Consider the following 25,921-nt stretch of genomic DNA (forward strand, 5'->3'; position numbering starts at 1 on the left):
GTAATGTATTCTGTATAACAGTGAAAACTATTTACGTATTTGCCCCGAACCGTTGATGACATATTTTGTTGACGAAAGAGCTTCCAATCCCATTGGTCCTCTTGCGTGAAGCTTCTGCGTACTAATGCCAATTTCTGCGCTATATCCGAATTCAAAACCATCAGTAAAACGAGTCGAAGCATTGTGATAAACTGCAGCTGCATCTACTTTTGTTTGAAAAATTTGTGCATTATTCTCATCTTTGGTAATGATCGCTTCCGAATGATTTGTACCATACTTATTAATATGTTCAATTGAATCGCTCAAATCTTGAACCAACTTCACACTCAAAGTCATCGCTAAATATTCAGTTGCCCAATCTTCTACTGTAGCAACTTGCAATTCAGGAAAAGCTTGAGAAATTTCATCATCAACAATCAATTGTATACCTTCCCCTATTAAATAAGGAATGAATTGAGTACCATATTTTTCATACCAATTTGAGTGGATGAGTAAGCTTTCTGTAGCATTACAAACTGAAGTTCTTTGTGTTTTGGCATTTTTCACGATATTTTTCGCCATGACTAAATCAGCGCTTTCATCAATGAAAATATGGCAATTCCCTGCTCCCGTTTCTAAAACAGGCACTGTCGCATTCGCCACAACTGTATCAATAAGCGCTTTACTTCCTCTAGGTATTAGAACGTCTAAATATTCCTTAAGGACAAATAGTTCACTCGCTGTTTCGCGGCTTGTATCTTCAATTAATTGCACGGCTTCTGGGGGAATCGTCGTCGTTCGCAATGCTTTTTGAATTGATTTCACGAGAACACTGTTAGAGTATTTAGCACTTGAACTTCCTCTTAAAATAACCGCATTTCCCGTTTTCAAAGTTAGCGAAGCCGCATCAACCGTCACATTTGGTCTTGCTTCATATATTATGCCAATTACACCTAATGGCACTCTTTTTTTAATAATTTCTAAGCCATTTTCTTTTTGAATAACGTCCAATTTCTCACCAATTGGATCATTTAATTCAATTAAATCTAAAACTGCATGATGAATTGTCTTCAATCTTTGTGAATCCAATTTAATGCGATCTAATACGGATGAATCTAGCCCTTTTTCCATTCCAAGTTGAAGATCTTTGGCATTTTCCGCAAGAATGTCCTTCTCATCTTCTAATAATTGATGCGCAATCGCGAATAACGCTTTGTTTTTTTCGTCTGTCGTTTTAGAAATTAGCTGGTAACTTATTTCCTTCGCTTTTTTTGCTTTAATTAATACTTCTGACATAATATTCCCTCCTAAGTAATTGATACGAATCGATCTCTATGAACTACAACTGTATGATTATTTATTTCATCAGTTCTTTTACCCATGCATTTCTTCAATTCATCCGAGTTATAACGTACTTCACCTTTACCGATTAATCTTCTTTCACGGTAAATATCTACTACGTCACCTTCAATGAAATCACCTGTAATTAAATAAACACCTGCTGGTAATAGGCTTTTGCCATTATTTAAAATCGCATTTTCAGCACCTTCGTCAATATAGATTGAGCCATTTGTTTCTGAAAAAAGTGAAATCCATTGTTTTTGAGATGAAATCTGTTGAGGATTTTCTTTCGCAATATATGTCCCATCTCCATCACCATTCAAGATTTCAAGTAGTTTACTTTCTGAATCACCTGTACCAATAAATACATTTACGCCAAGTTCAAAGGCAGTTTTTGCTGCAAGTAATTTAGATTGCATACCACCTGTGCCTACTTTTGACCCTTCTGAAGTTGCAAAACTCAATAATTCATCTGTAATACAGTCAAGGTGATCAAAACGTTTAGCAGATGGCTCTACATTCGGGTTTGCATCGTATAGACCGTTAATATCCGTTAATATGATTAATTGCTCTGCATGGACTAAACCGCTAACTAAAGCCGATAGTTGATCGTTATCGCCGAAAGTTAATTCTTTGATTGAAACTGTGTCATTTTCATTTATGATTGGCAATACATTACGCTCTAACAATTCTTCAATTGTATCTTGTGCATTTTGGTAGCTCGTTTTATTCTGAAAATCTTGTCTTGTCAGTAATAATTGAGCAGCTACATAGCCATCTGATTCAAGCGCTTCCGTGTAAGCTTGAATTAATAAACTTTGGCCAACTGCCGCTGCTGCTTGTCTTCCTTTAAGCGTAATCGGTTTTTGACTATAGCCCATTTTTTTAAAACCGCAAGCTACTGCACCCGAAGATACGAGAATGACCTCGTAATTCCGTTGTTTTAAGTGGACGATTGCCGAAACATGTTGGCGTAATTTTGAAAAATCAATTTCTCCATTTGTTTTCGTTAAACTACTACTTCCGATTTTTACAACTACTCTTTTTTGATCCATAATTTCCTCCATAGAAAAAGCCCTTCCATCCATATTTAAGGACGAAAAGGGCTAATTCGCGGTACCACCTTAGTTGAATAGATGATTCATCTATTCCTCTCAATTCCCGTAACGCTGGAACGACGCCTATGTTTGCATAGGAGCTAAGAAGTAGGTTCTGTTAGGCGTGGATTATTCTCCCTTTCAGCCGGTGGAGAGAACTTTCTTTGATCCCGTTGCTAACATACTATTCTTCTTTACGCTAATATATTAAAGTATATTATTCATGATTATGCACTATTTGTCAATGCAATTACATTTCTATAGCAATACTATGCATATTATCGATAAAATTGGACGAGGGGGCTACGCAATTAAGCGCAACCCCCTCTACTATATATGACATGCTAATTGTTATAATTATAAATATTTCAACCCGATCATCCGGGGAATTAAATCGATTTTACACGCCGCGGTAAAATTGCAAAGTTATTCTCTAACCTAAGCAACGTAAACCCTACCTGCTTTTACGTCCTTGTGACCCTATAGTCACGCCAGTGTGAATAAGTATTTTCAAAAACAATTATGAATTGCCAATTTTTTCAATTAGCATCGTCAGAAATACTATTATCTCATAAATATAATTGTAAGTCAATAATTATTATTACTGTTCTTGTTTTGAATCACATAGACTAGCGAGGTGTACTAATCTTTACTAATCAACTCGAAAGTAGTTTGACCATTTTGAATCGCTTTAATGACACCATTTCCTGGTGAGAAATAAACTTTTTTATAGTTTTTTCCTTTTTTGTCATAGAATTTTTGAACGACTACATTTTTGAATGAACCTGCTTTTACTTTTGCAGTATAATCAATAGTTGCAATTCGACTATAGCCATTCGCTAGTGAGCCTTTAATTGCCCCTTTATAAATTGGGCCATTAATTGAAAAACCATACCCTGTATCATAATTGAAAAGTGTATAGCCATCTTTAGATGTCGTTTCAGTATGAGTGAAGCCGTTATTTACATTGCCCCATTTAATGATGTTTTTCTCTTTCTTTTGATAATAGGTTTTTAATTCTTTGCCCGCTTCTATATCAAAAACTGTGTAAGTTCCGTATTGATCACGGCCAAAATCGCGTTCAACTTCTTTTGAAACGTATTCATTGCTCACAAAACCATAGCCTTTTTTAAACTTAATTTTCGTCCAATTCTTGCCTTGTGATACAACTTCTAAAGCCGTATTTTGACTGATTTCGCCTAGTTTTTTAGAAGAAGTACTTTCCCCACTTCTTACATTTAAATTAATTTTTAAACCTGGTGTTGCATAGAAACTACCTTTTAAAACAGGTGTTTCTGATTCAGATGAAGTTAGTTTCTTCTTATATAAATAGTGACTCGCTACATAGCCATAACCTTTGCCGAACTTTACTTTTGACCAATCTTTTGCGTAACTAATCACTTCCACTTTCGAACCATTTTTAATTTCGCCTAGTTTCGCCGAAGAAGTTGTTTTAGATTTACGTACATTTAAGTCAATATTACTGCCTGTTTTCACATAGTAAGTTGTTGTTTTTACAGCGCTAGTAGTAAGTTTCTTAGAAATCAAATATGTATCGTACACGTATGCATAACCTTTTTTAAACTTAATTTTAGACCAACCATTTTTATTCGAAAAAACTGTCACCTTTGTACCGTTTTTGATTGTGCCTACTTTTTTCGAAGTCGTTGAAGCGCTCGCACGTACATTTAGGTCAATCCCCCCAGATACCTTCACATACATTGTTTTTGACGCTGCTTTCGCCTCGATTTGTCCAATTTGAACTACCGATGCGCTTAAAGCAACAGCTGTACCTATTAATAAAGTTTTTTTCATTCTTTAGTCCCTCCAAAATTTAATGAATAGCTTATGTTCCAATTGAGTATTATATACTGTGGAATTACTAATGAATAGCTATTCAACGGACTTTCGAACTAAAGGTGTATTACATTTTTATGCAATAGGGTATATGGTCATTATCACTAAATAACAACCACATACCATTTATCTGCTTCCGTCTAGCCTATTTACCTATTAATACAATTTCATTTTTCTTAATTAGTTTTTGGAGATTCGCCATTTCGATTGCTGCAACAGCAGAATCATATCCTTTATTCCCTGCTTTTGTCCCAGCTCTTTCAATTGCTTGTTCAATCGATTCAGTCGTCACAACACCGAAGATTACCGGTAAATTTTGAGCTAAACTAACTGTGGCGATCCCTTTAGCCGCTTCGTTACAAACATAGTCATAATGCGTTGTGGCACCACGAATTACTGTAGCTAAACCGATGATTGCATCATACTTTTGCGATTGCGCTAATTGTTGAGCCATGAAAGGTACTTCGAAGGCACCTGGCACTTTAATGACATCAATTGCGTCATCTTCCACACCATGCCTTTTTAAACCGTCCACCGCTCCATCTAATAAGCGATTTGTAATAAAATCATTAAATCTCCCTACGATTATTCCCACTTTTAAGTCATTACCTGTTAATTTCGCTTCTATTAAATTCATCTTGTAATTCCCCCAATTTCTTTATTTTTTATTAAGTAAGCTTTTAGCATTTCAATTGAAATTATTAATAAATGGTGTTTTTCCGCAAAATCCGATAGACCTTTACCACTCAACATGAAACCATCATCTCCCATGATTTCACAAATGACAGCTGCCTCGTTTCTTCCACATAATTTCGCTAACTCGATACTCGCTTCTGTATGCCCTTCACGTACCAATAATCCTCCCTCTTTCGCTACTAAAGGGAAAATATGGCCAGGTCTTCTTAAATCAGTCGATTTTGTATTTTCATCGACTAGTTTTTGAATCGTTTTTGCTCGCTCATATGCGCTAATTCCAGTCGTTGTATCAATATAATCTACTGATACAGTAAATGCTGTTTGATGGTGATCTGTATTATTGGTAACCATCGGAGGTAATGATAGCTTTTCAGCAAGCTCCTCGCTAATTGGCGCGCAAATTAAACCTCTGCCATATACAGCCATGAAAGTGATTTGTTCCGGCGTAATTGTATCCGCTAGAGCAATTAAGTCACCTTCATTTTCTCTACTTTCCGAATCCGTCACGATGACCATGCCACCATTTTTCAGTTGATTGATTGCTTCTTCAATTCTTTCCAATGTGAACACCTCAAAATCCATTTAGTTGTAAAAAATCTCGCGTAATTGTTTGTGTTGTATGATTTGTTTTTCGAATATAATCCGCCTCAATATTAAGTTCACTTCCAACTTTATTTTTCGAAAGTGTTGTGCTTTGAAAAGTATGCGGAATGATTGATACTGTGAAATCTTTTCTACCAACATTGAAAATTGTTAAACTAATGCCATCTACAGTAATTGAACCTTTTTCGATCAATGTTTCTGCTAAATGGGGGCTAATTGAAATCGTTAATCGTATTTCATCATGCGTCCGATAAATCTTCTTCATAATGCCAATTTGATCAACGTGACCTGTGACATAATGACCTCCTAAACGTTCTTGAAGCTGTAATGCTCTTTCCAAATTCACTTCTTGACCAGGCGTTAGTTTGCGAAGGTTTGTCGCTTTAAAAGTTTCTGGCATGACATCCGCACTAAAAGAGTTTTGTGAAAACGTTGTGACGGTTAGACAGACACCATTCACCGCAATTGAGTCACCTATTTTTGTTTTTTCTAAAACTTGATTCGCATAGATTTGCACATTCATCGTCTGATGATTTTTTTGTATACTTTTTATTTTACCCATTTCCTCGACTATCCCTGTAAACAATTTGCATACTCCTTTCCAAATAAAAAAACCTCATTTTCAATAAATGAGGTCAATTGAGCGTTAGCAAATAAGCTTATACAACTGCTTGTATAAACTTCGCTCCTTCTCTCATCCAGACTATACTGTCGGCTTTGGATTCTCACCAAAATCCTGCTCCGAAAAGCTCGCGGGCTTAAGAGTTGCCTCATCACCGCCGATTGGGAATTTCACCCGACCCCGAAGGAATTATTCAGTTTACAAATAAAATAGACCACCATTTACAAATGGGGGTCTTTGAGTGCCTCAGCAAATAAGCTTATACAACTGCTTGTATAAACTTTGCTCCTTCTCTCATCCAGACTATACTGTCGGCTTTGGATTCTCACCAAGATCCTGCTCCGAAAAGCTCGCGGGCTTAGAGTTGCCTCATCACCGCCGATTGGGAATTTCACCCGACCCCGAAGGAATTATTCAATTAAAAAAGACCCACATTCAAAAGAATGGGGTCAAAGTTCAAAAGTAAATAAGCCTATACAATTGCTCGTATAAACTACGTTCCTTCTTTCATCCAGACTATACTGTCGGCTTTGGATTCTCACCAAGATCCTGCTTCGAAAAGCTCGCGGGCTTAGAATTACTTCATCACCGCCGATTGGGAATTTCACCCGACCCCGAAGGAATTTTTATTTGTGCATTAACAGTATCACTATAATTTGTAAAAAACTATAGATTTTATTATTTTATTAAAATTACAGTATAAAATACCTAGAATAACTTTTGCAGCGCATCCAATTTTTCATCCCAGAATTCATCAAAGATTGCCAACCAATCTTGTACTTCCTTTAATCCTTCTGCATTTAGGCTATACAACTTTTCCCTACCTTTTTTCTCGGTCGTAACTAGCGTCGCATTTTCCAGTTGTTGCAAATGTTTTACGACTGCATTTCGTGACATCGGAACATCCTCCGCAAGTTGAGAAATTGATAATCTTTTGTTGCGTAACTTCAGTAACAACTGCCTTCTAGTTGGATCGGCTATCGCTTGGAAAATGGCATTTGTCTGACTCATTGTTGTTCAACTACTTGTACTAATTTTTCTCCTACGATTTTTTCCCAGCCACCAGCCATGTTTGTATGAACCATTTTCGTAGGCATTTTCGCTGCTGACGAAACGAAATCTTCTACTTTCCATCCGCCATGGATCAAAGTGAACTCAGTTTTTTCGCCTTTTTCCTGTAATTTGAATTCAATAAACCAACCGTCTACATCCCAATCAAAACGAATATAAGTCGGTTTCTTAATGTTTGTTACCTTACACGCCGATGGACCAAAAGGTGATTGAATCGTAAATTCAGCCCCTACTTCAGCTACGAAATTATTCGGCATTAGCCATTGGGCAATACCTTTTGCAGTTGAAACAACTTCCCAAACTGTGTGAATTTCTTTATTTAATACGACTGTTTTTTCAATATTCTTCATTATTTCTCCTCCTATATACAACTAATCGGTGTTGTTTTATAACAACACCGATTAGTTGTATGTTAACGTAAAAAAAACTGGGACAATCAACTTGATTGTCCCAGTTTCTATTCAATTAATCTCTAAATTGACTATTATGAAGTTTAGCAAATTGTCCATTTTTTCGTACTAAATCATCATAATTTCCATCTTCTACGATCCCTTTTTTCGTCACAACCATAATACGATCGGCGTTTTTAATCGTCCCTAATCTATGGGCAATAACCAATGTAGTTCGATCCTTCGCTAAATCGTATAAAGCATCTTGTATGATTTTTTCAGTTTCAGTATCTAAGGCAGAAGTAGCTTCATCTAAAATTAGGATTGGCGGGTTTTTCAAGAACATGCGGGCGATTGCCAAGCGTTGTTTTTGCCCTCCTGAAAGTTTTAGACCACGTTCACCAATTTGAGTGTTATAACCATCTTCTAAATCAAAAATAAACTCTTCTAAATTCGCGCGTTTTGCTGCAGCGAATACTTCTTCATCACTTGCTTGTAAATTACCGTATGCAATATTCTCTTTAATTGTTCCAGTGAATAAGAATACATCTTGCTGAACTATACCGATTTGCTGTCTTAATGATCTTTGCGTCATATCTTTAATCGATAGCCCATCAATTGTAATATCGCCACTATTCACTTCATAGAAACGAGGGATTAATGAACAAATCGTCGTTTTCCCTGCGCCAGAAGGTCCTACGAAAGCTGTCATTTCACCTTGTTTCAACGTGAAATTAAGTTGATCAAGTACCGTTTTGCCATTATCATACTTGAAAGTAACATCATGAAAACCGATTTCACCATTTAAATGCTTCACTTCAACCGCATTGTCAGCATCTTTAATTTCCGGCTCTTGATCAATCATTTCTCTGAATCGTTTAAATCCAGCCATACCTTTTGGATACAACTCTAATAGAGCTGAAATTTTATCGATTGGCTTAATTAACACATTTGTAAATAGAATGAAGCTGACTAATTCACCAGCAGTCATCTTGTCGTTAAATGTCATCCAAGTACCCATAACTAATACGATAAGCGTAAGCAATCTCGTCATAATGTAAATTGCGGCATTCGTCATGGACATTGTTTTGTATCCAACTAGTTTTTCTTTTAAAAATAGGCGATTCTGTTTTTTGAAACGTTCTTCTTCAAATTTTTCGTTTGTAAATGATTTCACTACGCGCATACCTGAAATCGAATCTTCCACTCGGCCATTAATATCGCCGATTTTACCGTAAAGATTCCCCCATGTTTTATGCATTCGTTTATTCGCGAATGTAATAACTAAAATCATAAATGGAACAAAGATTAAAATCGTTAATGCTAATACTGGGTTAATCGAGAACATGATCATGAATGCACCGATAAAGGTCATAATTGCGATGAATAAATCTTCTGGTCCATGATGCGCAAATTCACCGATATCAAATAGATCGGTCGTAATTCGTCCCATAATATGCCCTGTTTTCGTATTATCAAAAAAGCGGAATGATTGTCTTTGTGTATGAAGAAATAATTCTTCACGCATATCTGTTTCTATTTTCGTGCCGAGTTTATGTCCCCAATAGTTGACGATGAAACTAAGTCCAGTACTTAATAAGTAAATAATTAATAGTAAAATTGCGACTTTAGAAATCATACCCCAGTTGTTCGTTGGCAGTAATGTATCAATGAATTTCTGTACCGCTACTGGGAATGCTAGCTCTAGTAATGCGACTATAATGGCACTCGAAAAATCCATAATAAATAGACGTTTATAAGGCTTATAATAATTAAAAAACTTTTTATACATATATGTACTCCTTTCTTACTTGAGAATCAATTCTCATTTAGCTACATCATTATAGCATGCATTTGACCAATTATTTCGTAAACCGTAAAATATACGACTTATGTATGAAAATTTAATGCAAAGTAAAACAGGAATCGCTACAAAGAGCGACTCCTGTCAGTAAACACTTTACTTATCTGTTGTTGTCTTTTTCTTTCTGCGTAAGAACAATAATCCTGCTAGCATACTCATTAGACCTACAGTTGCTGCTTCTGATTTAAAGTCTTCACCTGTTTGAGGTAATTCACTGTTTAATGCTCCACCAAGCGAACTTGTAGAAACATTATTTACATCTAAGTTGCCTGCATTTGATGCCAAGTTCGTTCCTGAACCGCCGAATCCATTACCTAGTGAGCCTGGGCCACCGTTACCAAAACCGTTGCCTGAACCACTACCTGATCCGCCGTTACTTCCACCATACAATGAAATAATTCCTAAAACAGAAAATGCGGCAGAACCTACTAACACTTTTTTTAAATCTTTCATCTAATTCCCTCCAAAAAAATTGATTAAAGCGAAAAGAGTTCACCTCTTTCGTTTTTAAGGCAGTTGAATATGATAAATTTCACCATTATTTACAACTGTTTTAAGACAATACCTCTAAAAATTACAAAATACACAAAATACTTTTAAAAATGACGTAAAAAAATAGGCATACACAAAAAATTGTATATACCTATGATTTCTATTTTGTTGAATGCAATGTAGTCGAAACAATTTCAGGGCGATTAAAGACACGTAATGGGAATAGACTATTTCCTAATCCTCGGCTAATTACTTGCGTTAACTCACCTGTTTTCTCGACTCCTTCTAAATATCTTGGGAAGAATCTACCTTGGTGGTCAATCATTCCACCTAAACCTGGTATTCTTACTTGGCCACCATGAGCATGACCAGTGTAAGCTAGATCGATGCCATATTTCGCATAATTCGACGCATTTTCAGATCGATGGGCTAATAAAAGTTTAAAGCGATTATAAGGTACATTATGTAGTGCCTTCGCTAACATATCGTCCGTTTTGATGCCTGCTAGTGGATCATCAATACCGACAATTGAAATCTTACTACCATTAAACTCGAAATCAACAGCTTCATTATTTAATACGATGACACCTGCAGATCCAAGTGATTGCTGAATTTCAGCCACTTTATTCGTTGCGATTTCATGATTTCCGTTAACGAAATAAGTTGGAGCTATATCAACAAAACCTTTGATGGCACTTAAGCTTCTTGCCAATTTATAATTATGACTATCGATCACATCACCTGTAATGACAATTATATTCGGCTTTTCCTTTTTAACGGCTTCAATTAATTTCTCATGATTTTCCCCAAATTTCGAATCATGTAAATCAGAAATTTGAAGAACTTTTAGTCCATCCATTTTTTCCGGCAGTTTTTTTAACGATAAATTATACTTTGAGGTTTGCAACCATGAATTATTCGCAAAATAGAATACGAAGATCGCACAAAGTATTAAAATGATTTTCAACAACTTTTTCATTTATTTCACAGTCCTTCTTTTACATATACAAAAATAATATCGAACAATAAATACAGATGCAACCGTTATGGATTAGTTGTTGTTTTTTAAATAATCAGAATTTTTATAACGTGAAAAGTTACAAATGTCACATTTTCTGTTCTTTATGTAAGAATTATCTTAATTAATGACATTCACCTATTGTTCTTAATTCATTTGAGTGCTATAATTTTATAAAAATTCAGAAAAAGGAATGATTACATATGCAATATTCAAATCGCGTGTTAAACACACCATCTTCATTTATTCGAAATATTTTAAAAGTGACTGATTCTCCAGAAGTGATCTCATTTGCAGGTGGATTACCTAATCCTATTTCATTCCCAGTAGCAAAATTACAAGAAGGTATTAATCGTGCCATCGAGTTAAATGGTAGTAAAGTATTCCAATATTCTTCAACGGCGGGTTATTTACCATTACGTCAATATATCGCGGACAAGTATAACCGCACGCATAATTTAGATATTTCGCCAAATGATGTCCTACTAACAACTGGTTCACAACAAGCGTTATCATTAATCGCTCAAGTTACGATCAACAGTGGTGATGGAATTATTATTGAAGAACCTGGTTATTTAGGTGCAATCCAATCATTTTCTATGAGTGAACCGACATTCTATCCTGTGGCATTAGAGCAAGATGGCTTGAATTTAGAAGAATTAGAAAGTGCTTTAAAACAGCCGAATGTGAAATTCATCTACACTGTTCCAAATTTCCAAAATCCAACTGGCCTTACGTATACTGCTGAGCGCCGTGAAGAAGTTTATAATATGATAAAAGATCATGATGTCATCTTAGTTGAAGATGATCCATATGGTGAATTACGTTTTGAAGGCGAGCATCTTCCTTATATTGCAGCTGGTAAATCCGACAACAGTGTCGTACTAGGTAGCTTTTCTAAAACTGTCACACCTGGTATGCGACTTGGCTTTATTATTTCGAAAAATAGAGAACTTATGGAACATCTCGAAACAGCCAAACAAGCGTCAGATTTGCACACGAATATTTTCTCTCAATACGCAATTTATGAATATTTAACGCATAATGAATATATGGAGCATGTTCATACAATTATTGACCTGTATCGCGAACAGTCGAAAATAATGTTAGATGCTTTAAATGAATATTTCCCTAAAGATGTATCGTTCACAGTACCTCAAGGTGGCATGTTCATTTGGGTTACTTTAAATAACGGCATGACAGCTTTAGAATTCTTCAATAAGGCAATGGAAGTTGATGTTGCATTTGTTCCTGGAGATCCATTCTATACCTCAAAAACAAATGTGAATACTCTTCGCCTAAACTATACGAATAGTTCTCCTGAAGTACTTGTAGAAGGAATTAAACGCCTTGCAAATATTTTAGTTGCTACACCAAAAGCTACTTTATAATAAATAAAAAGTTCTTCAGAATGCATTTTGAACTGAAGAACTTTTTTGATTCTAATCTATAGGCTGTGATTAAAACAGCTTCCTAATGAAATGTACTATTTATTCAAATGAACAACTTCAAAGATTTCGCAAACAACTTGTAAATCTTCTACAAATGCCAAATTGTAATGCTTCAATTGATTTGTGAAAAATTCCACATGAGCGTCATACCAATACTTATGACTACGATCACCTTCCCCTTCTAAATAGGAAAAGCTATGCGTAACCTCGTTCATTTTCATTAATGTGACTGATTCATTTTTAATAATCGCTATTGGTTGATTCGAACCATCTAAAACAATGTCATATTGCCCGATTTGTGGAAGCGGTTCGTGATCAAGTTCATAAGAAATCGCCGCAGAACAAGTAGCAGTCTTCACACCTTCGACTACTAATGCACCTAATGAATCGCCCATTTCCTTCGTGCCATCTCCGAACATCCAAGCATTCGGACATTGTTCTGAAATATTATTTTTTTCAGTAAATTCAAACCAAAATTGTTCAATTGTTTTCATAATTTATGCACCTCAGCATAATTTTACAATGTTCAGACGATGAATGAAAGAATGAATGTCCAAATACAAACGAATACGAGTAAGCCTAAACTATATTTTAAAGTTAGTTTTGTTAACTCTGCTTCCTTACCTCTTTCTCCTACAGCCGCTGTTGCAATGGCGATTGATTGTGGTGATACTAATTTCGCCATAACACCACCGACCGTATTTGCTGAAACTAGGAGCGTTGAATTCGTAGCCATCATATTCCCCGCTGACGCTTGGATTGGTGAGAATAATGTATTGTTATTTACTACAGAACCCGTCATAAATACGCCGATCCAACCGAGAATTGGCGATAAAAATGGGAAGGCACTGCCAGTTTTCGCAACCGCTTCACCTAAAGCCATCGTCATGCCTCCATATGTCATAAGTTTGGCAATACCAATAATGGCACAAATCATAATGATGGGAATCCAAAATTCTTTCAATGCATCGCCTAATAATTGTCCACTCGTAGAAAAATTAATATGATGGGTCGTAAGAATTGTCACGATGGCTGCTATGAAAATAGCTGTACCTGTAGCGCTGACAATATCTAATGAGATGGGAATTTCTGAAAATGGAATAGTAAATTGAATAACTGAGAAGTTGAGGATTCCACCTTCTGCAAAAAGGTTTTTGAAAGATGGTAAACTCCAGATGAGGATAAAAAATGTTAGAAGATAAAATGGTGACCATGCTTTAATGATATCCCACACTGTATTTTTCTCATATTCGAGATCATGGCCAGCGAGGAAGAATAGCTTTTTCGGTTCCCACTTACGACAAAGTAGTGCCAATGCACCCATCGCTAAAATTGGCGGAACGATATCTGCTAATTCTGGGCCGATGAATACCGTGAAAATTATTTGAGAAATTGCATACGTCAAGCCTGTTACTAGTATCGCAGGCATCGTTTCCTTAATTCCTTTAAAACCGTCAATTAACCAAATCATTAAAAATGGAATGGTCATATTAATGAACGGTAATGTTAATGCCGACATTTTCGAAACATCCACTGAAGAAATGCCGCCTTCTAGGTTAAAACTATCGATAATACCTACGGGAATACCGATTGCTCCGAATGCGCCAGAAGCTCCGTTAGCAATTAAGCACAGCATTGCCGCTTGTAAAGGGCCGAACCCTAAACTCATCAGTAATACTGCACAAATTGCGATTGGAACACCAAACCCAGCCGCACCTTCTAAAAACGCATTAAAACAAAAGCCAATTAAAAGTAACTGTATGCGTTGGTCATGAGAAATACCTGCAATGGAACTTCTTAAAACATCAAATTTACCTGAGTTTACAGATATTTTATACAACCAAACTGCCATTACAATAATAAATCCGATTGGCACAATTCCTTGTATGATACCTTGTACTACACTTCCGAAACTATTGCCAAATGATAGGTCAAATATAAAAAATGCGAGTAAAAATGTCACGACGAGATTTAATAACGCCGTTGTGATTCCTTTCATTTTCAAAACTGTTAAGCATATTAAAAATAATAGAATTGGAATTGCTGAAATTAGAGCTGAAATAGTTAGTTGATCAAAGGGATTATAACTACCGACAAGCATGCAAATCACTCCTTATCAATTAATTCCAAATCTCTTTTTGGATTTCCTTCAATGTTTCTACAGATTTTTTAAATTTAAGCGCCTCATCATCTTCAAGATGAAGATCGAAAACCTTCTTAATTCCACCGCGGTTAATTAAGCATGGAACACCGATTACTACATCTTCCACTCCATTTTCGCCGTCATGGTAAGCGCCAATAGGTAAAACGACATTCTCATTTTTTAAGATGGCTTTCGTAATGCGCGCTAAGCCCATTGCGATGCCATAAAATGTCGCCCCTTTTGAATCAATAATGGAATAAGCGGCATTTTTTACACCTTCCGCAATTTCCTCTTTCCGACTTTGCGACAATTTTGATGAAATCTTTTGACCGTATAGGGATGAAGCGCTCCAATACGGCAACTGAGAATCGCCGTGTTCACCTATAATATACGCGTGTACGCTACTCGCTGCTGTATCAAATTCCTTACCGATAATCGTTCTAAAACGGGCTGAGTCCAAAATAGTACCCGAACTAATCACACGATGGTTTGGTAAGCCTGAATATTTCAAAGTCGCATAAGCAAGGACGTCGACAGGGTTTGTCGCTACAATAATTATTCCATTAAACCCTGACGTCATTACTTTTGAAACAATTTCTTCAAAAATCGCGACATTTTTTTGAATTAGATCCAATCTCGTTTCACCTGACTTTTGCGCAGCACCCGCACAAATTACGACAAGTGCGGCATCCTCACAATCAATATAGTCGCCATGCTTAATTGTGAGCGTTGAAGGCGCGTAGACTATGCCATGCTCTAAATCTTGCACATCTCCTCTAACTCTCTCTTCATTGGCATCAATTAAGACAAGTTCATCGGTAATTCCTTGATTAATTAACGCATAGGCATAGCTTGATCCAACTGCACCTGTGCCTATTAACACCACTTTATTCCCTAATGTTAAATCCATAGTAATGCCTCCTGAAATTTTCGAATTCGATTATTTTTTCTTTCTTCTTGCCGTAATGAAGTAAACGATTACGATAATTAAAAGTATTAAACCAACAAAAGTTAAGATTAAAGCTGTATTAGAAATTTGGTTAGAGTTCTTTACCCCATTATCATCTTTTACATCATCTCTAACTTGTTGTTCATTCGAAAAAATTTGTTCATTATTTGATTTAACCATCACCGTGGCGTTGTTTTTAACTTGTGGCATTTGCTGTATAAATTTATAGAGTTCTCCTGATTTCAAGTTTTTATTCGTTGATAGAATTTGCAGATCGATTGCTTTTTTATTTTTACTTGCACCATCAATTGAAGCTAAAATCTCTGCATTTTCAGGAATGAAACCCGCTTTTAATAATGCGTCTTTTTGAAGAAATGGATTACGGTCAAGATCGCCTAGTAAAATACGATTTGCTTTATCATCACTTTCATCCACCTTGTTATTGATTGCTAAAGTAAATTTTGGCTGCCCATACCCTGTATAAGAAGCGCGATATAAATCAACAATTTGTATTAACTGTTGTTGATCAATTTTTGGAACTTGTACGATTGTTGGAATGTCCGATTGATTAAATAGCGTCGGGAAATCATTCAATTTAACAACTTCCGTTTCAGTTGATTCCAATTGAGGGAATGAAAATTGACTATCATTTGAAATGTATAACCAATTATTATGATTTGTTGTCTTACAAGGGTCTAGCGATTGCGCACCATTTAATTTTAATTGAATATTTAATGGTTGGTTCACATCGATTTGTTTCGGATCAATGGCAATTGTTTTAGTCGTTAACGCTGTCGATTGAATATCATTTAATTTCACGGCAAAAGGTGTACCATTAATTGTCACAATCAATTCTGTTTTCTTCACGTCTAATAATGCTGATTTTTTTAATTTTAACTGTAGTTGGATATCCTTTTCTTGATCGATTTTCTTCGGAATATAAACAGTAAAAGCTGATTGTTCAGCTAAATTTGACAATGTTTGAGATGCTAATGGAATATTTTTAAACTTCACATCAGCTGAATCTGATTCAGTAATTTCTGGTAGTTGATCCATAGATAATTCAGTTCCAGAAAGTTGATTGAATAATTGTGGTTCTGTAAATAACATCATACTTTTAGCAAGTGAACCTTCTTTATTCGTTGAAATTGCTAAAACCGTTTTACCTTTTACATTTTTCAAGTTGGCTTGGATTAATGCTTTACTTTGATCTTTAGGAACAAATGCTTTCATGTCTTTGTTGTAAGTAGTTTTGGGCTCTGTAAATGCGATGACATGATCCCCTTGCTTCTTCCAATCTTTCTCTTGTACGAGCTGGATACGATTGGGATGCTCGCTCGCTCTTTGTAATTTACTCGTCATGATTGTTGCTGCATTTACAGTATCTTCTGATGCATCATCACTAATCACTACATCTGTTTTACCGTTGCTAAACTGTGCTGAAAAATTCGAGAAAGTCGCTTGGTTATTTTCAACAGCTCCTTCAACTTTCAATTTTGAAGTTGGTAAAATAGTAAACCAGTTGGCAGAGGTATTTTGATCCACACAAACACCTTCTTTTAAAACACCACTAAATAAGATTTTGACTGTATGTCCGCCTTTTTTCTGACTGCTTTTTGGCAGTTTGACGGTTACTTCCTTTTTCGTATTGGAAGCATCAAGCGGAATTGTTTTTAGATTCTCCTGATCCAGCTGAATTGTAAAAGCTGATGGTTTTTTCAATAATTCACTTTGATCCCATTGAAGATATAACTCTCGATCTCCGCTAGTTTTTGTTTCAGGTAAATCATAATTATATTGGAAAGTCGCTTCCTTTCCATATAACGTTTCCGCATCCTTCGTAATTGTTTTTGCTTGTGCATTTTGCAAGCCTACTACACTAAATAGAGTAAAAAGTGTGAGTAGTAAAACTAATTTATTTCTTTTCATCTTTTTTACCTCCTTGATCACTTTGAGAAAATCTTTCAGTTTTATACCATTTCACTTCTTCTTTAAAAATCATGCGCTTAATTTCTTGATAAAGTGAAGAAATTACAAGCACAATCCACATTTGAGAATACGTAAAATACATGAAAATTACATAGAAGAAATTTTTTCTATTCATTTCATTTTTTTCAATCGATAATGTAATCATTACTTCGCCTAGGAATAGTAAAAATGCTAGGATCCATAACGCAATTGCGACATTGCCGATTGATAATTGTAAATCGTAAAATAAGTTAATGATGAATAATACATTCGATAAAATAACACCAAAGAAAAATAAGAAATACGTGAAAAAGAAATAGAATAAATCAAAAATAATCCTTTTTCTTTTTAAAGTCGTAATTTGTTTTAAAAATTTCAAGACGACATATTGATTACCTCTCGCCCATCTCGTTCGCTGCTTCCACCAAACTCCGAGCGTCTCTGGTTCTTGTTCCCATGTAATGGCCTTAGGGAAGAAGCGAATATGGTGACCTTGATTGTAGACGCGTATCGTTAGCTCCGTATCCTCTGCTAATGCTTTCACATCCCAGCCACCAAGCCCTTCAATAATATGCCTTCTAATCGCGAAATTAGTCCCTGGAATCGTCGCAACTTTGAACCATTTCCAACGACCCCCTTGCGCCATCCACTGAAAGCAAATTGTTTCGATATTAATAAATCGCGTAAGCCATGTTTGAGCCGCGTTAATTACACGGAATTTACCAACCATCGCTGCTGCTTTAGGATCATTGATCAAGCCCATCACTAAATACCAAACCGCTTTCGATTCTGGCGTATTATCTGCATCATAGACACAAATAATTTCACCTGTAGAATTCGCCAATGCTTCATTTAAAGCAGATGACTTTCCTTTCCCCTTATTCGGTGGTTTCGTTTCTAAAACACGTATAAACGGGTATTTGTCTGCGAATTTCTGTGCGATTTCACCAGTTCGATCCGATGAATTATCATTGATGACGATGACCTCTAATAATTCCTTTGGATAATAAAGTCGCGACATGGCAGTTAAAGTTTGATGTATGACAACTTCTTCATTATGCGCAGGTATGAAAATACTTACAGTTGGTAAATCTTTCATGTTTTTTTCCCATTCAGGAATTACTTTCTCAAAATTTCTAAAATGCATATATCCACCTTGCATTAAAAACATATGATAGAGAAGCATAACCCAAATTAGTATTAATGCTATATAAAACAGAACGTTAGCCATTTGGTTTCCTCTCCTCGAAAAGTCGTTTTTTTAGTGACATTCTTAATCGAATGATATTTAAGAAAAATAAAAGAACAAATAATAGAACAAGTCCAAACAGAATCCACAATACAAATTCAAAAAGATTGTTTTTATACAGCATTTTTAATTGAAATAGTAATTTATTCGGCTTCTCGACTGTGACATCGCCACTTGAAGAAGACGTTATTTCAACTAAATCGGATTGGATTTCCCCTCGTAACTCCTGTGGCGTAACCCATTGAAATGAAGTAGCGGAATCCATTTTTTGAATCGTTGAATTCAGTAATTCCAGTGAGTCATCTACATGGATTTTCACTCCTGCAAACGCTCCTTCAATTTGCTGTAATTGCGCAATTTGCTCATCCATTTTGTTATTTGGCTGCAAGTTAATTGGAAAAACAGCCGTATCGCTTAATAAATTCGAATGTATAACTGTTGGTTGTAGTACACGATCATTTTTTGAATCGCCAAATTGAACATTTCCGATAAAGGAAGTTGTTTTCTTTGAAAGTTCTTTATAAACGTATTTACTCGCGACATCATTCTCAATAGTTAAGCTCGTTGGAATGATCCCTGAATTAACTGATTCGTCGATTGCTTCATTCCATATTTCATTTGTGATTTGCTGTTCTTTTTTACCAATTTCATGACGTAAATCATTGAATTGGTTTTCAGAAGCAAAATCATTTTGATTGATTGAAGCAATACCTTTCGAATCCATCGCTTCTTTCATCGGCTGATCCCTATCAATTTGCCAAAATTCAGATTGCAAAAGGGAAGCTTCTTCTGTTACAGGTTTTAAACCAGACAGTAAAATGGTTGCGCCATCCTTTTGTAATTCGATTATTTTTTTCCTTAATTTCTTATTTTCAGCAAACGTCGTTAATCGATTTTTTTCATCGCCTTGACCAAGTGGTTGAACCGCTAATACAACTGGCACTTTTGCATCTTTTAACGCTTGCGCCATATCACTTAATCGCTCAACCTTCGTATTCGGTGTAATTTGATCAATGACTATAACTGACCTTCGTTTATTCGTAGTCGTCCATTCGAAAAAATCGACAATCTCCGGTTGGATTGCCCATTGTAATTGCTGTGGCATTGAAGTCACCGGTATATAGTATTTGTTTTCGTTCCCTAAAATAACGGTGCGCCCTCGCCCATTACTTTTCTCCGTAACAATCGATTTTACTGTGGCATCTTTTATGACTTGGATTTGAAAAGTTTTTTCATAAGGAATACCATTAATCGCAGCAATTTGTTCTTTTTGACCTCGTTTTATTGATTCGAACCCTTTAAATTGTTCAATGTTTTCACCAATAATCACCATTTTCTGTTGCTTCCAATCGTGATTTGCTAGTAGATTGACCTTTTCCTTCTTCAAACCTATATAAATGACCGATTTTACACCTTTCAAATCACTTTCTCGTAGCTCATCATAAGAAAGTACTTTGCTTTTTGTATAGGGGGAGATCATCGCATCAATCTGTTCAACGATTGGCGGGGATTTTTGCGCTGCAGAATACAAAATGAGCGTATCATGGTGATTGCCACTTGCTTGGACCTTCGTTTCAAAGACGATGAACAATAAAATTAACAAAGTAGTAAAGTAGAATCCTTTAAATTTCATTGATCATCAACTCTCTTTTCACAGTTTCTAACATTTCTTCAATGGATACTTGTTGATTCGACTCATATAAGAAATGTCCGGCTTTTAATTGAATTGTGACTAGATTTCCACTTAATAATTGATGCTCATGTAAATGGTCTTTCAATTTCTCATATATTAATTCTAAATAATCGGCATTTGTCGATGGCAGAATTAAAGCGAATGACTCTGGACTAAAGCGGTATTTACGATCTGTCGTTCTCATTATTAAATTGATTTTCTCTGCTAATTTAGATACCAAAAAGCGTTCCTCAGACTCGCCATATAAATCTTTAAACTTCTTCATATTTTGAATTTCAATTAAGAGGAATAAAAAAGGCTCATTTGTACGATTTGTTCTTTTTACTTCTTCCATCAATGCTTTTTCAAAACGCGCTCGATTATCGAACCCACTATCCGTATCAACTGCGACATAGTGTGCTATTTTGTCTTTCAAACTTTTCGTAGCATCCTTGGCCTCTTTATTTATTTCGTAAATTCTTCCTGCTAATAATACGAAGCATAATAAAGTTACGCCGTATAAGAAGAAATCATTTAGCTCCACTAACTCAAAATTACGCAGCTGTGCTTTCGTAACGGAAATATACAAATATGCAGAGCCTATTACAAAGATGAAAACTAAACTAGTGTATAGACCGACAACCGAGCCAAAATACAAAGTGACTGCGATTAATAATATAAGGAAAAATGCCATGAGAACTTGTTGTTGATTCCCGGTGTATAAAATATATAAGGGGATTTGTATGGCGATTAGTAACAAGATCATCAATAATTGCTGTTGTTTGAATGGTGATTTCATTAATTCCCCTCCTCAATTAGTAATGGCATTAAATTATCAAAAACATGTGTTTCCTTAGACGATTCCTCTATAAAAGTTCCATAGAAAGGCGAATCCTCATGATGATTTTTTAGTGCATTCAACCGCTGCATTAATTTGTTTTCAAAATCTACATCATGATGTATTCGTGCTAGTTGAATCGCATAACTATAAACTGCAGGTGATTCGTAACGAACAGATGGCTTTCCAGTTTTTAAATGATACATGCCAAATATTTTTCCATCTCGATTAAAACGATTTTTCAACTGCTCATAAAAGCCATGATCATCAGGATTTACTGCTGCGCGATTAATAGCTGTTAATAGTTGATCAACCATATGCACTTTTTTTTCAAAAGTGTATGTTTTATCGTTTATCATGAATTTCAAAGGATAAAATCCGTTTTTTGAAAATGGTGTTTCCTCTAAGATTTTCATCTGTTTTTCCAATTGTTCTTTTGGAAAATTAAAATAGTCATATTGATTTTTATTTACATAACTTAAATTGATTTCGTCCGTACGATTATTTTCATCGTTCGAACTATAGTTGACCAAATACCCATCATTTAAAGTATGTTTCATATTCCCTTCAATCAATTGATTTGCTAGCTTCTTAGCATGTGAATCCTCCCATTTTTCCGAAGCGGCCATGAGAACTTCAATTATTCTAAGATCATCAATTAAAGCATTTGTTGGCGATTTTTCATCGTTAATCTTTTGCCAACTAACCGTATTATTTTTTAGCAGTAATTGATTTTCCGTTGCTTTCATCGCTAGTTGGAAATTCTCGCGCATATTTTGTTGGAGAAAATATTCTAATAATAACCCTTGGGACTCTGCTAAATATTCATGCTCTCTTCCTTTTAAATCTGTCTTCAACAAACCATCATCTGTAGCAAAATTCCGAATGATTTTACTATATAAATTCGACTTATTTTCTGAATCGTAATGAACTTGTTGATTATTAGAACAAGCGATTAGTAACATACTTATTAAAGCTGAAAAAACAAATTTCCTCAATACTAAAGTCACCTTCTCACCTAACTTCCTAATAATTATTTACCCTTTTATCTCCTATGAAATCACTATATTACGAAACACAAAGCATAAAAAGAGCCTCGTTTGAAAAAAACGGGACTCTTTACTATTTATTCTTTAAAAAAATCGATCGACGATTCTTTCGGCTGCATGGCCATCTTCTAAACTACAATATTTCTCATAAAATGCATCGTATTTAGAAGAATACTCAACTTTCAAATCGTCTAGATTTTCAATTGCGTCGATTAAATCATCATTCGTTCTTAACAATGGTCCTGGCGCTTCTTCTTGGAAGTCCATATAGAAACCACGTAGATTGTTTTGATAATGATCTAAATCATATGTGAAGAATAGTAATGGACGTTTCGTATGCGCGAAATCAAACATTACCGATGAATAATCTGTCATACATAAATCCGCCAGTAAATATAAATGTTGAATATCATGATATTTCGATACATTTACGACGAAATCTCGATATTCAGGTGGAATTGATAGCTTGTTCGCGATAATAACATGGGTACGAATTAAAATCATGTATTCCTCGCCAAACTTCTCATATAGTCGCTCTAAATCTAATTGCATTGAAAATTGATGTTTATTGTTTTCATCGACATCATCATCTCTAAATGTTGGTGCATATAGGATAAATTTCTTATCTTGAGGTAAATTGTATTTACTTCGAACAAGGTCAATGTATTGTTGTTTTTCATCATCGCTCTTATAAAAAATATCGTTACGTGGGTAACCAGATTCAATAATCTCTTTTTTGAAGTTGAATGCCGTTCTAAAAGCGTTGCTGGCATACTTACTTGGAGAAATTAAATAATCCCATTGCTTCACGGCAGCGTTGACACGTGATAAATACCCTTCGTCTTTGCCTTCAAAGTGATCCACATCATTTTGCATTTTTTTAAGCGGTGTACCATGCCAAGTTTGAATATATACTTGGCTCTTCTGTTTTTTGATATAACTAGGGAAGTTTTGATTATTTACCCAATACTTCGCTTTCGCCAAATAATAGTAGTATTCAGGACTTAATCTTTTGACTACTTTTGTATCTGTGCGCTTAATCGGGTCTTTGCCATTATAAACCCAGATGTATTCGTAATTTGCATTTCTTTTAATTAATTCATCATAAATATTTTTTGGGCTATCAGAAATCTGTTTCCCTACACCACTTTCAAATAAAATCATTTTTGGATTTGGTGGCAATGTTTTTGACATAAATTTATACGCCACTTTCATCGCTGGGAAATAACGTTTATTCGTTCTAAATTTCTTTTTAGCGGCATTGTAAACTTGATGATGTTTCAATTTATCGAAAACTGGTTGTTTTTTCGGAATCGCTTGAATCGCATTGAAAATACGTTCATTTGATTTCGTATCGCGATCTTGAATGAAATTATTAGCCAATTGTTTATAATGGTCACTCATTTCAAAACGAGCTTCATACGAATCCCAAATTGCATCAATCAACTTATCCCCTTCATCCGCAATAACCCCTGGTAACATTGTATCAATGTCGATATGAGAAGGGTTTCTACCTAAAAAGCGTTGTCGATCAAACTGATAATAAATAACTGGTTTATGAAGGAAACTAAAGTCAAACGCCACACTCGAATAATCTGTTACGAGCAATGCACTTTCTTTTAATAAATCCTGTACTAAACGATCACCTTGATGTATGACAGTTATTTCTTTTGGTACAGTAAATTGATCTGTGAACTGCTGCATATTCGGATGTAAGCAAAAGACAATTTCCACACCTTTTGTCGTTAACTCCAATAGTTTCGGATCATTGATCAAATCGCTATAACACTTGAAATAATCCGATTCAAGAAATCTCTCCGTCGTTGTTAACCAATCTCGCCATGTTGGGATTATTAAAATCTGTTTTTTCACTTCTACATCATCCGTGAATAGTCTTTCAAACCTTGGTAAACCAGTAATAGCTACCTCGTAGTCTTCATAGTCCATATCATTTAATACGATGTTTTTCTCAATTTGAGATGATGTGATAAAAAGATCTGTTTGGAAATCATTTAATGCTTTACCGTAAAATCCAGAAATGTTTTTCACACCTAAAACACCATGCTGTAAAAATACTTTTTTCGCACGTAAACATTTCGTAAATTGTTTCGAACGGTTTGGATACAAGAAATCCGGGTGATGTGTGCCGCAAATATAATCTGCTTTTACGATTAATTCGAAATGTTCTTTTGATCTAAAATCAATGACATTACCGAAAGGTTTCACATTCTCATATTCAGGCGAATCATGACGAATAATGTAGTATGCATCAATTTCAGGATGTTCATTTCTTAAATATTCAAAGAATCGTAAACCATTATCCTGTGCTTTATACGGACGTTCACCAACGATCCAAATTTCTTTATCGCCTTTTTTCGGCTTACGCTTCCCTTGTTTTACTACTTTTCGATATGTGTCAAATTCTTCTGGAGAATATTGATTATAGAAAAAGGATAGATTACGCCCTTTTACAGTGAAGTAAGGGACTAAATTATGGACGATGCCATTACGTTTAATACTTACTTGACCATTCATTAATTGTTCGACGATTACTTTTGGCATACCACATCTCACGCGACTTGGATCAAGTATTCCAGGCTGCTCATAAATGAATGATAAATCCCAAACGTCTTCATCGAGAGTTGTAGATATATTCGTTAGTAATTCTTGCAATTCTTTCATTGCTTCAATTTCTAATTCATATTGGAATGTATAGTAATCCTTTGATTTAGCCTTCGATTTTTTAATCAGTATTGGCTGAATTTCACTAAATATAGATTCACCAGTCGTTCTTGATTGAATTTGTAGTCGAATTGATTTTAATTCGAAGTGACGTACTTTAATGATGCTTTTCAGCAGCATTTGTTTATTCGTAGGTTTCAATCGAATAATTTGTCGATTCATATACATTGATTTTAACGGACGGCTATTAAAAGACATCACAAAATAACCTTTTTCATTAAAAAAAGGATGAATTGGCGTGCCGTTTACTTCAAAGCTCTGAATTCCGTGAATCTCACCTTGCGTCTGTTTTGATTTGATCAATCTTCTTTGTTTTTTATACTTTTCTCCATCCAGCTCTACAATCATTTCAGGATCATAAGTATTTGAAAATTCTTCAATCTTCGTTAAATATTCTAGTAAAATAGTGATTTCAGTCGTTTCAAATTGATTGATCCACTGTAAAAAGTGTTCTTCCTCTATTATTCCAGTAGCATTCTCAATCGGAATTCGAAGCTCTGCATCTCCATTTTTTAATATAATATTCAAATATTTTAAATTGTCATCATTTTGATTTATGTAAATAGAAAAAGTGTTTTCCACTTGTTTAATCCCAAACATAAGCTACACATCCTCACAGGTAAATTTCAATACAATACAATTCTATTTTATATATTTTCTTATATTTTAAAATTAAGTATTTGTAAATAAAATTACATGATTTATTGTTTTAATACAAGGTTATTAAATCCAAGTTATTATTTTTCAGTAGTGTAAAAATAATAACTTCACACACTATTTTATGGCGATTAATGAACATATTAACAATTAAGTTCCCATTTATAGAAGGAA

At 35.1% G+C, this 25,921-nt stretch carries 21 protein-coding genes, 3 riboswitches and 1 other annotated feature; of the genes, 1 reads left to right on the plus strand and 20 read right to left on the minus strand.

All coding sequences use genetic code 11. The annotated features are described in order from the left end of the window. Positions 1–27: 27 nt before the first annotated feature. The 11 genes from DF281_RS03900 to DF281_RS03950 form a co-directional block, all read right to left on the minus strand. Positions 28–1,275: a glutamate-5-semialdehyde dehydrogenase gene (locus tag DF281_RS03900; RefSeq protein WP_126343896.1), complete on the minus strand. Its 1,248-nt coding sequence runs from the start codon at positions 1,273–1,275 to the stop codon at positions 28–30. An 11-nt stretch (positions 1,276–1,286) separates the two neighbouring features. Continuing rightward, complete coding sequence (gene proB, locus DF281_RS03905) at positions 1,287–2,375, minus strand: glutamate 5-kinase (protein ID WP_109348934.1); 1,089 nt, start codon at positions 2,373–2,375, stop codon at positions 1,287–1,289. Between the two features lie 34 nt (positions 2,376–2,409). Next, positions 2,410–2,623: a binding site (T-box leader), on the minus strand. Between the two features lie 436 nt (positions 2,624–3,059). After that, positions 3,060–4,232: an SH3 domain-containing protein gene (locus tag DF281_RS03910; RefSeq protein ID WP_109348935.1), complete on the minus strand. Its 1,173-nt coding sequence runs from the start codon at positions 4,230–4,232 to the stop codon at positions 3,060–3,062. Positions 4,233–4,419: 187 nt separating this feature from the next. Next, positions 4,420–4,911, minus strand: coding sequence for a 6,7-dimethyl-8-ribityllumazine synthase (gene ribH, locus DF281_RS03915; protein ID WP_109348936.1), 492 nt, complete (start codon positions 4,909–4,911; stop codon positions 4,420–4,422). Next, positions 4,908–5,531 (minus strand): 3,4-dihydroxy-2-butanone-4-phosphate synthase, encoded by a 624-nt coding sequence (gene ribB, locus DF281_RS03920; RefSeq protein ID WP_240605507.1) that lies wholly within the window; start codon positions 5,529–5,531, stop codon positions 4,908–4,910. The genes ribH and ribB overlap by 4 nt, the downstream gene beginning before the upstream one ends. 10 nt (positions 5,532–5,541) lie before the next feature. Next, positions 5,542–6,159, minus strand: coding sequence for a riboflavin synthase (locus tag DF281_RS03925; RefSeq protein WP_109348938.1), 618 nt, complete (start codon positions 6,157–6,159; stop codon positions 5,542–5,544). Positions 6,160–6,255: 96 nt separating this feature from the next. Next, positions 6,256–6,387: riboswitch (FMN riboswitch) on the minus strand. 90 nt (positions 6,388–6,477) lie between these two features. After that, positions 6,478–6,608, minus strand: a riboswitch (FMN riboswitch). Between the two features lie 82 nt (positions 6,609–6,690). Beyond that, positions 6,691–6,821: riboswitch (FMN riboswitch) on the minus strand. 82 nt (positions 6,822–6,903) lie between these two features. After that, the gene (locus tag DF281_RS03930; RefSeq protein ID WP_109348939.1) at positions 6,904–7,206 is read right to left on the minus strand and encodes an ArsR/SmtB family transcription factor; all 303 of its coding nucleotides are present in this window, start codon (positions 7,204–7,206) and stop codon (positions 6,904–6,906) included. Next, positions 7,203–7,616, minus strand: coding sequence for an SRPBCC family protein (locus DF281_RS03935; RefSeq protein WP_109348940.1), 414 nt, complete (start codon positions 7,614–7,616; stop codon positions 7,203–7,205). Before DF281_RS03935 ends, DF281_RS03930 begins: the two co-directional genes overlap by 4 nt. A 115-nt stretch (positions 7,617–7,731) precedes the next feature. Then, positions 7,732–9,447: an ABC transporter ATP-binding protein gene (locus tag DF281_RS03940; protein ID WP_109348941.1), complete on the minus strand. Its 1,716-nt coding sequence runs from the start codon at positions 9,445–9,447 to the stop codon at positions 7,732–7,734. A gap of 168 nt (positions 9,448–9,615) precedes the next feature. Further along, positions 9,616–9,972: an LPXTG cell wall anchor domain-containing protein gene (locus DF281_RS03945; RefSeq protein WP_109348942.1), complete on the minus strand. Its 357-nt coding sequence runs from the start codon at positions 9,970–9,972 to the stop codon at positions 9,616–9,618. A 199-nt stretch (positions 9,973–10,171) separates the two neighbouring features. After that, the gene (locus tag DF281_RS03950; RefSeq protein WP_109348943.1) at positions 10,172–10,990 is read right to left on the minus strand and encodes a metallophosphoesterase; all 819 of its coding nucleotides are present in this window, start codon (positions 10,988–10,990) and stop codon (positions 10,172–10,174) included. A gap of 242 nt (positions 10,991–11,232) precedes the next feature. On the opposite strand from DF281_RS03950, the gene DF281_RS03955 reads away from it, so the two are divergent. Continuing rightward, positions 11,233–12,420 (plus strand): aminotransferase-like domain-containing protein, encoded by a 1,188-nt coding sequence (locus DF281_RS03955; RefSeq protein ID WP_109348944.1) that lies wholly within the window; start codon positions 11,233–11,235, stop codon positions 12,418–12,420. A 95-nt stretch (positions 12,421–12,515) separates the two neighbouring features. On the opposite strand, the gene DF281_RS03960 is transcribed toward DF281_RS03955, so the two are convergent. The 9 genes from DF281_RS03960 to DF281_RS04000 all read right to left on the minus strand — a co-directional run bounded on the left by DF281_RS03960 (position 12,516) and on the right by DF281_RS04000 (position 25,690). Further along, positions 12,516–12,974 (minus strand): ASCH domain-containing protein, encoded by a 459-nt coding sequence (locus tag DF281_RS03960; protein WP_109348945.1) that lies wholly within the window; start codon positions 12,972–12,974, stop codon positions 12,516–12,518. A gap of 32 nt (positions 12,975–13,006) precedes the next feature. After that, the gene (locus DF281_RS03965; RefSeq protein WP_109348946.1) at positions 13,007–14,581 is read right to left on the minus strand and encodes an L-lactate permease; all 1,575 of its coding nucleotides are present in this window, start codon (positions 14,579–14,581) and stop codon (positions 13,007–13,009) included. Positions 14,582–14,600: 19 nt separating this feature from the next. Next, on the minus strand, positions 14,601–15,533 hold the full coding sequence (locus tag DF281_RS03970) for an L-lactate dehydrogenase (protein WP_109348947.1): 933 nt from the start codon (positions 15,531–15,533) through the stop codon (positions 14,601–14,603). Between the two features lie 30 nt (positions 15,534–15,563). Continuing rightward, positions 15,564–17,501: a cellulose biosynthesis cyclic di-GMP-binding regulatory protein BcsB gene (locus DF281_RS03975; protein WP_109348948.1), complete on the minus strand. Its 1,938-nt coding sequence runs from the start codon at positions 17,499–17,501 to the stop codon at positions 15,564–15,566. Next, positions 17,488–18,771 carry a glycosyltransferase family 2 protein gene (locus DF281_RS03980; protein WP_109348949.1) on the minus strand — a complete coding sequence of 428 codons (1,284 nt, stop codon included), beginning with the start codon at positions 18,769–18,771 and terminating at the stop codon, positions 17,488–17,490. The genes DF281_RS03975 and DF281_RS03980 overlap by 14 nt, the downstream gene beginning before the upstream one ends. Then, entirely contained in the window at positions 18,764–20,422 is a 1,659-nt protein-coding gene (locus tag DF281_RS03985; protein ID WP_109348950.1) for a DUF2334 domain-containing protein, read from the minus strand. Before DF281_RS03985 ends, DF281_RS03980 begins: the two co-directional genes overlap by 8 nt. Continuing rightward, entirely contained in the window at positions 20,412–21,260 is an 849-nt protein-coding gene (locus DF281_RS03990) for a diguanylate cyclase domain-containing protein (protein ID WP_109348951.1), read from the minus strand. The genes DF281_RS03985 and DF281_RS03990 overlap by 11 nt, the downstream gene beginning before the upstream one ends. Then, positions 21,260–22,297: a hypothetical protein gene (locus DF281_RS03995; protein ID WP_109348952.1), complete on the minus strand. Its 1,038-nt coding sequence runs from the start codon at positions 22,295–22,297 to the stop codon at positions 21,260–21,262. Before DF281_RS03995 ends, DF281_RS03990 begins: the two co-directional genes overlap by 1 nt. Before the next feature lie 135 nt (positions 22,298–22,432). Continuing rightward, positions 22,433–25,690 carry a CDP-glycerol glycerophosphotransferase family protein gene (locus DF281_RS04000; RefSeq protein WP_109348953.1) on the minus strand — a complete coding sequence of 1,086 codons (3,258 nt, stop codon included), beginning with the start codon at positions 25,688–25,690 and terminating at the stop codon, positions 22,433–22,435. Positions 25,691–25,921: the final 231 nt, after the last annotated feature.

Source organism: Kurthia zopfii, from assembly GCF_003143955.1.
GTDB lineage: Bacteria > Bacillota > Bacilli > Bacillales_A > Planococcaceae > Kurthia > Kurthia zopfii.

Bases quoted from the DNA above. Each gene is read 5' to 3' on its own strand.
- DF281_RS03970 (WP_109348947.1), bottom strand. From the start codon at position 15,533: ATGGATTTAACATTAGGGAATAAAGTGGTGTTAATAGGCACAGGTGCA.
- DF281_RS03955 (WP_109348944.1), top strand. From the start codon at position 11,233: ATGCAATATTCAAATCGCGTGTTAAACACACCATCTTCATTTATTCGA.
- DF281_RS03985 (WP_109348950.1), bottom strand. From the start codon at position 20,422: ATGAAATTTAAAGGATTCTACTTTACTACTTTGTTAATTTTATTGTTC.
- DF281_RS03965 (WP_109348946.1), bottom strand. From the start codon at position 14,581: ATGCTTGTCGGTAGTTATAATCCCTTTGATCAACTAACTATTTCAGCT.
- DF281_RS03980 (WP_109348949.1), bottom strand. From the start codon at position 18,771: ATGGCTAACGTTCTGTTTTATATAGCATTAATACTAATTTGGGTTATG.
- DF281_RS03935 (WP_109348940.1), bottom strand. From the start codon at position 7,616: ATGAAGAATATTGAAAAAACAGTCGTATTAAATAAAGAAATTCACACA.
- DF281_RS03990 (WP_109348951.1), bottom strand. From the start codon at position 21,260: ATGAAATCACCATTCAAACAACAGCAATTATTGATGATCTTGTTACTA.
- DF281_RS03960 (WP_109348945.1), bottom strand. From the start codon at position 12,974: ATGAAAACAATTGAACAATTTTGGTTTGAATTTACTGAAAAAAATAAT.
- DF281_RS03975 (WP_109348948.1), bottom strand. From the start codon at position 17,501: ATGAAAAGAAATAAATTAGTTTTACTACTCACACTTTTTACTCTATTT.
- proB (WP_109348934.1), bottom strand. From the start codon at position 2,375: ATGGATCAAAAAAGAGTAGTTGTAAAAATCGGAAGTAGTAGTTTAACG.
- DF281_RS03910 (WP_109348935.1), bottom strand. From the start codon at position 4,232: ATGAAAAAAACTTTATTAATAGGTACAGCTGTTGCTTTAAGCGCATCG.
- DF281_RS04000 (WP_109348953.1), bottom strand. From the start codon at position 25,690: ATGTTTGGGATTAAACAAGTGGAAAACACTTTTTCTATTTACATAAAT.
- ribH (WP_109348936.1), bottom strand. From the start codon at position 4,911: ATGAATTTAATAGAAGCGAAATTAACAGGTAATGACTTAAAAGTGGGA.
- DF281_RS03950 (WP_109348943.1), bottom strand. From the start codon at position 10,990: ATGAAAAAGTTGTTGAAAATCATTTTAATACTTTGTGCGATCTTCGTA.
- DF281_RS03940 (WP_109348941.1), bottom strand. From the start codon at position 9,447: ATGTATAAAAAGTTTTTTAATTATTATAAGCCTTATAAACGTCTATTT.
- DF281_RS03900 (WP_126343896.1), bottom strand. From the start codon at position 1,275: ATGTCAGAAGTATTAATTAAAGCAAAAAAAGCGAAGGAAATAAGTTAC.
- DF281_RS03930 (WP_109348939.1), bottom strand. From the start codon at position 7,206: ATGAGTCAGACAAATGCCATTTTCCAAGCGATAGCCGATCCAACTAGA.
- DF281_RS03945 (WP_109348942.1), bottom strand. From the start codon at position 9,972: ATGAAAGATTTAAAAAAAGTGTTAGTAGGTTCTGCCGCATTTTCTGTT.